Annotated in this window: 5 protein-coding genes; 1 reads left to right on the forward strand and 4 read right to left on the reverse strand. The window is 42.7% G+C overall.

Annotation, left to right across the window (positions count from 1 at the left end):
* Positions 1-222 precede the first annotated feature (222 nt).
* Complete coding sequence (locus tag B7C60_RS08245; protein WP_099611233.1) at positions 223-804, reverse strand: SPOR domain-containing protein; 582 nt, start codon at positions 802-804, stop codon at positions 223-225.
* A gap of 264 nt (positions 805-1068) precedes the next feature.
* Here B7C60_RS08245 and B7C60_RS08250 point away from each other — a divergent pair, with 264 nt between their 5' ends.
* A complete protein-coding gene (locus B7C60_RS08250) occupies positions 1069-3771 on the forward strand; it encodes a bifunctional acetate--CoA ligase family protein/GNAT family N-acetyltransferase (RefSeq protein WP_099611234.1) in 2703 nt (900 codons plus the stop codon).
* Between the two features lie 205 nt (positions 3772-3976).
* Here B7C60_RS08250 and B7C60_RS08255 read toward each other — a convergent pair whose 3' ends face one another.
* The 3 genes from B7C60_RS08255 to B7C60_RS08265 form a co-directional block, all read right to left on the reverse strand.
* Entirely contained in the window at positions 3977-4870 is an 894-nt protein-coding gene (locus B7C60_RS08255; RefSeq protein ID WP_172953236.1) for a LysR family transcriptional regulator, read from the reverse strand.
* A gap of 88 nt (positions 4871-4958) precedes the next feature.
* The gene (locus B7C60_RS08260; protein ID WP_099611236.1) at positions 4959-6656 is read right to left on the reverse strand and encodes an SgrR family transcriptional regulator; all 1698 of its coding nucleotides are present in this window, start codon (positions 6654-6656) and stop codon (positions 4959-4961) included.
* Positions 6657-6736: 80 nt separating this feature from the next.
* Positions 6737-6967 carry a DUF3389 family protein gene (locus tag B7C60_RS08265; protein ID WP_099611237.1) on the reverse strand — a complete coding sequence of 77 codons (231 nt, stop codon included), beginning with the start codon at positions 6965-6967 and terminating at the stop codon, positions 6737-6739.
* Between the last annotated feature and the right edge of the window lie 111 nt (positions 6968-7078).

A 7078-nucleotide genomic window follows, 5' to 3' on the forward strand; every position in this document is an offset into this window, starting at 1 on the left:
CGCCGCACAGAAGTAAGATCGTTGTTTTTATCATTAAATTTGTCCATGACACCAAATTGGTTTTGTAACCTTGCGCTATGATAGACAATTAAAAACAGACGTGCACTATTGGGATAAATTAATTACCTTGTCCACGGTTTAACTGCCTAGAGAATAAACAGTAAAGAGACGGATAAAGCCTCTTCACTGAGTTGATAGTCCGTTGAAAACCAATATTTCTGATTAATTCAGTTTATTCAACGTTGGATATTCGGAATTTTTGATACTATCAAGGCTTTTTACAAATGGTTTGAGCGCTTTAAACTCTGCTGGAAGAGTCTCAATCGCTTGAGCGGCCTCATAACGGCTTGCATAATCTCCATACAATACGGTATACCACTTGGTACCATTGACGACTTTATAATTTTCCCAAATTGGTTGATCCCTTTTAGGGAGCTGGTTGGCAAATTGGTCCACTTTATTTTGTGACCCCACCGCTACAACTTGAATGGTAAACCCATAACGAGGATTCATTGCAGTTTGCTTATCTGTTGGAGCAATGATAGTAACGGCTGGTTTCGCCTCTGTTTGTGGACTGATTTTGACTACTTTTTTCTCTTCTGCCGACGCCATTTTGATGACATTCATTTCAACATTCTGTTCAGAAACACCTTCAGCGGTCCCTTGTTCCGATACCACGGGTTTTGGTACTTCCGCGACCGCAAACTCTTCTGTATGACTTTCAGTAGTGACATCAGTAATGTAACTCTCTGAGGCACAGGCTGCGAGAAGGACTGACAAACTGACTATTGCAACGTTTTTCATGGACTCATAACACTCTAAGTAGAAAGTAATGTAAATCATGCCGATAGAGAGACTCAGAATCAAGCACCCTCTGGCATAATCTCGGGTGATCCTGTGATTTATGACACAAACTTGTTTTCATATTATATCGTTATGATCACATCCATGTGAAATTCGCCAACAGGGATACGAAAAATTCACTAGGATAGATCCATCTGGCGCACTTTCGAACGATTTATCTCCCCACTAAAGTAGTGAGTGTCCCTCGCTTAAGGTGTAAGCATTATGAATAATTTGAGTCAGTTACTCACGCCAAAGTCTGTCGCGGTGGTTGGCGCTTCTGTCCGTACTTTTCGGGCCGGAAATATCGTGATGAAAAATTTACTACAAGGTGGTTTTGAGGGGGCAATCATGCCTGTTACCCCCTATTATCCTGCGGTTTGTGGCGTTCTGGCTTATAAAACTATCGATTCCCTTCCGGTTATTCCTGATATCGCGATTCTTTGTACCCATGCTTCACGGAATGTCACTCTGTTCAAGCAATTGGCAGAGAAAGGCGTATCTAATGTCATCGTTTTGTCAGCGGATATGTATGCCAACGATGCCCAAGATCATGAAATACAACAGCAATGCAACGATATAGCCAAACGATCAGGCATGCGAATACTTGGCCCTAATAGCCTAGGATTGATTCTTCCTTGGTGCCACTTCAATGGTTCTTTTTCTCCAGTGACAGCGATTAAAGGTAATCTTGCTTTTATTTCTCAATCGGCAGCGGTGTGTACCACAATTTTAGACTGGGCGAATGATAAACAGATAGGCTTCTCTGCTTTTGTTTCCCTCGGTAATGCCAGTGATATTGATTTTTCCGATCTGCTCGATTGCTTAAGCACAGACAGGCATACTGATGCTATTTTGCTTTACGTTGATACGATTAAAGATGCTCGCCGTTTTTTATCGGCAGCGCGTGCCGCGTCACGCAATCGACGGATATTAGTCTTAAAGGGTGGAAGAACGGCCGCTGGACGAAAAGCCGCCCAAAGACATACTGGCGGTGATAATACACTCGATAGCATTTATGATTCAGCAATTCGACGCACAGGGATGTTACGCGTGAATAATACTCACGAACTCTTTGCCGCAGTTGAAACCCTAACTCATGCCGTGCCATTAAGAGGGGAACGACTTGCCATTATAACCAATGGCGGCGGGCCTGCTATTATGGCCATTGATGCCTTACTTGAGAGAGGTGGGCAATTGGCTAAATTGAGCCCTGATATCTACAATGAGCTAAATCAGAACCTCCCTCCTAGTTGGTCGCACGGCAACCCAATTGATATCGTGGGTGATGCTGATGCTCAACGTTATATTACGGCATTAAACATAGTGTTAGAGAGTGATGACGTTGATGCTATTTTAATTATGCATTCTCCTTCTGCGATTGCTCATTCCCAACAAACGGCTCAAGCCATTGTAGAGGTGCTCAAAAATCACCCTCGAGCACGCCGATTTAATATTTTAACCAATTGGTCTGGTGAGCTTACCGCACGACCTGCGCGGCAAATTTTTACTCACGCTGGTATTCCAACATACCGTACACCTGAAAGTGCCGTTGTGGCTTTCATGCATCTGGTCGAGTACCGGCGAAATCAAAAACATTTAATGGAAACCCCCAGTACCGCTGAAGCGGTACACTCTTCTGAAGTTTCGAGCGCTAAAAATTGGATTGAAGAGCATTTAGTCGAACAACCGTCGATTCATCTTGATACTCATCAAATTGGGGCTTTTTTTAAATGGTTCCACTTTGCTGTACTACCAACTTGGATGGCTTCTGATGCCAGTGAAGCGGTTCATATTGCCGAGACGATTGGTTACCCGGTTGCAGTAAAGTTACGCTCGCCTGATATTGCCCATAAATCTGATGTTCAAGGGGTCATGCTTAATTTGCGCAACAGCAGTGAAGTCGCTAATGCGGCACAGGCGATTCTTGATCGTAGTCAGATATCCTATCCCTCAGCACGTATTCACGGATTACTTGTGCAAGCGATGGCGAAGTTAGCCGGAGGAGAAGAGCTGAGAATTAAAGTCAAACACGATACCACATTTGGCCCAGTCATATTACTTGGTCAAGGTGGCTCAGAATGGGATGAATCCATTGATGCCGAAGCGGCTTTACCTCCATTAAATATGACACTCGCTCGCTACTTAATTATTCGTGCGATCAGCAGTGGGAAAATTCGTTTGCAGAAACAGCCAACGCCTATTGATATTCATGGGTTATCTGAGTTTTTAGTTCGAATTTCACAAATCGTGGTTGATTGCCCACAAGTTTACGAACTCGATATTCATCCGGTTCTGGTTAATGGTGATCAATTCACTATTTTAGACGCCGATCTCACACTTAAACGTTTTAGCGGTGATGCACAGAGTCGATTAGCCATTCGTCCTTATCCTTCTGAATTAATTGATGAGTTTATAGACAAGGATGGCGAGCAAGTGATTTTACGACCCATTTTACCGGAAGACGAACCTTTGCATGCTGAATTTATTCAACGAGTGTCGAAAGAAGATCTCTATAAACGTTTTTTCTCTGATGTTGGGGAGTTTAACCATGAAGCGCTCGCCAACCTTACCCAGATAGATTACGACCGAGAAATGGCCTTTGTTGCCATTCGCCACCAACATGGCCAGCCTGAAATCATCGGTGTCTCACGAGCGCTCATTAATCATGAAAATAGTGATGCTGAATTTGCCATACTGATCCGCTCCGATCTCAAAGGTAAAGGGTTAGGAACCGTTTTGATGAAAAAAATTATCGATTATTGTAAAGGCAAAAAGACCTTACAACTATCAGGAATGACAATGCCAAGTAACCGAGGCATGCTCACTTTGGCACAAAAAATGGGCTTTAGTATCGACATTCATTTTGAAGACGGTGAAGCCAATATGGTGTTACCGCTTTCGAGTGGATATGCCCTTCCTACTTGAAATGGTAACGGTGTTGGCATTGGTTTACCCCAATCGCATCGTCTGTCTATGCTCATGGGGACTCCCTTGCCGCCTATCTGCAACCTTCAGTTGTTTGGGTAGCGGTATTTTTATATCGCCAAACCTTTAGAGTTACAGAACAGCTTCAAGTTGGGAGGATATCGCTCAAGCTTGATAGCACTCAAGCTCCATCGAGACAAGCACACTATCTATGATTTTTCGGCCAATTTTTTTTAAGATACTGTATACACCATGATTTTGCCTCACCAATTTTATTCCGCCGCCAAGCCAAAATAATATCGATGCACTTATCTTGACTGCCTTCAATAATTTTTAGTTGTCCGTTGGCAATCAAGTCTTCAGCGACCATTAAAGGCAAGGTACCAATCCCGAGCCCATCGATCAATGCCTGACATTTAGCATTAAAATTAGTCACCGTTAAACGAGGTTGTTTTTCAAGAATATTGACACTTATGGCTGGCTGCTCTCTTGCTGTATCAGCAATGGCTATAATTCGATATTTTTGCCGTGCTGCATCATCAAATACCCCTCGACGCTTATGAACGTAGTGTTTATTAGCCGCGACCCAAACTAGCGTCATTTTACCAAGCGGCTCAGCCTTTACATCGTGAGGCAGCACGTCGATTTTGGGACAAATAAGGAGATCCGCTCGATCCGTTGCTAGCGCTTCCCAACAACCGGCCAAAATTTCTTCTTGTAAGCGGATACGTGTTTTACTCACGTTGCCAAGCGCTTCAACTAAAGGGAAAAAATGGGTAATCGGAATAAGACCATCAAAGGCCAACGTAATATCGAGCTCCCACCCATGCGCCAAGAGCGTCGCATCATTGACCAATTTTTCTGCGGCGGCAAGCATCATTCTGCCTCGCTCAAGAATCAATACTCCCGCTTCCGTGAAGTTTGCCTTATGACCAGAACGATCAAAGATCATAATATCAAGATCTTGTTCCAATTTTTGAATTTGATAACTTAACGAGCTTGGCGCTCGATTTAGCTCATTGGCTGCCGCAGCAAAACTTCCTCGCCGATCAATCGCATCAAGAATATGTAAGGCTTCTAGTGTAATTGGACTTTGCAAAACGCCTCTCCTCACTTCTATCGAATCACCCATTGCCTACGACAATAAGTGCCTCCAATTTGTTGATATTTTTAATTATATTTTGCTGTTATTCGGAAAGAATATCAGGTTTTACCCAGACTTGGCTAAAATCAAACCATCCTAAGGCATTACATTTAGCGTTTTGTAATGAACCACATTGATCTTTGCTCACGCCCAACCAACAGTGAAACATTGGGATAATCTGTTGTTTCTCAATTAATGATTTTCCCAGTGTTTTCGCAGGGAAGCTCTCTCCCTCTTGAGCCCGCCATTGATCAACCAGTTTAGACCATTGGTTAAAATCATCACTTTGGCTCATATGTTCTATATCAGAATAATTGAGTAGCCAGCCAGCTAATGCATCGTCTCGGTGGTTCGCTATCCCCATCGCTTTAATCCAAATATCGACCTGATCAATGGCTTCAACCGTAAGCTCATATTTTATGAAATTCACATCAATATTATCGGTTTTTAAAATCTGTTGAATGACTTTTGCTAAAGTTGGAAACATCGGGTGTTTAGCATGATACGCAATCGTTACTGTACGCTGTTCTGGTGGTGAAATCGCGCTATTATTGGGGGTTTGATGATACCATCCTGGCTTTAAGCCATATGCGGGCAAAACACCCAATTCGATAACTTTTTCCTCTGGTAATAAGCGAAATAAATTCAACGAATTCAGTTTTTTTTGAAAATAATTCGCCCAGTGTATATTGGCGGCTAAACCTTTACGACGATTCAGAAGTAAATAGGTACAACCGGGATCCAACTCAACATCTTCAGTAAAAGAGCCTCGCTGACTTTTTATCGGGTGTGTCAAACTTGGAAATACCATCGTTGAATGCACTTCATCAATAACCCACACTTCCACCCGATCCAGTAAAGGGCGAAAACCAAAGTAACCATCAAACGCTTGTAGTATTAAACGTTTTTCATCGTTAATTATGACTTTATAAGGCCCGGTTCCTATTGGCATTAAATCAAAATCGTCTGAGCGCAGCACTTTCGGTAATAAAATTTTGGCGCAAGATTCTGCAAGTAATAAAGGCAAATGATAATCTGGTTTGGTGAGTATCACATCGACCACCCAAGCTTCAGGTGATGTCACTTGCTCGATATGGGAAAATAAATTGACGAACCGAAGCTGCCATAAACTCTGCACCACGCCTTCGGTGGTTAATGGTTCACCGTTATGAAAACGAACACCGGGACGTAAGTAAAATCGCCAGTGTGAAGGACTCAGCGCTTGCCAATGATGGGCTAAATCCGCTTGTAATTGTTCTTCTTCATCTAAACGAGTGAGCCCACTGTAGATTTGTCTTACAATGTGAAGCTCTGAACGTCGCATCGGTTTGGTTGGATTGAGCATGGACAGTGGTCGATAATAAGGAAGGCGCACCACTTGCCGCCCTTCTTGGTGTTGAACACCAAGATAACTCTGGATCACCTGGGTTAATTTTGCCGCATCCTGATCAAGAACCGACAATGCTTGACCAATTTTCCCTTCTTGTAAATATCGACGGGCTAAATTTTCACTGACATCGGTTCTACTTCGTTTAAAAATCAGTTGTGATAATTTTCCGCGCCCGGCAGCCGGATGCCATTCTATCCAACCTTCATCTTCCATTTTATTGAGAACAATACGGGCATTACGTCGAGTACAAAAGAGGATATCTGTTAGGTCTTCCAACTGAGTCTCTGTATTTTGACCATTAAAATGTTCAAAAAGAGTCTCAAACTGAACACGCAATCGAGGACTACTCATAAAGGGGAAACTTACCATAATAAAAAACTATTCCAGTTTCCCTATTTATGATGCTTTTCGCAAGTCACGAATCAGGATATTTAAGCGATATCACACCCTAAAACTTGAGCAAGGGTTTGTAGTTGTTGGGCATTATCGAGTTTAATCGACCATTTAGTTTCACTACCGTGCGCGACAACCATATTTGCCTCTGATATTAAACTCACCGCATCACGAACAGCATGTAAAGTAATACGAGACGCGCCTTCTAAACGAATTAAAATTTCATGAGCTGTCACGATGATTTTTCCGCTTTTTAATTCAATAACCATACGCTAAGACTCATGACATGTTGAACGAGGGTATTTCGCCTGTTTTACAGCCATGGTTAAACGGCTAGTACAAACAAGCCGTTCTCTTTCATCCGTTATTTCAATTTGCCA

This window comes from Vibrio fujianensis (genome assembly GCF_002749895.1).
GTDB classification, from domain to species: domain Bacteria; phylum Pseudomonadota; class Gammaproteobacteria; order Enterobacterales; family Vibrionaceae; genus Vibrio; species Vibrio fujianensis.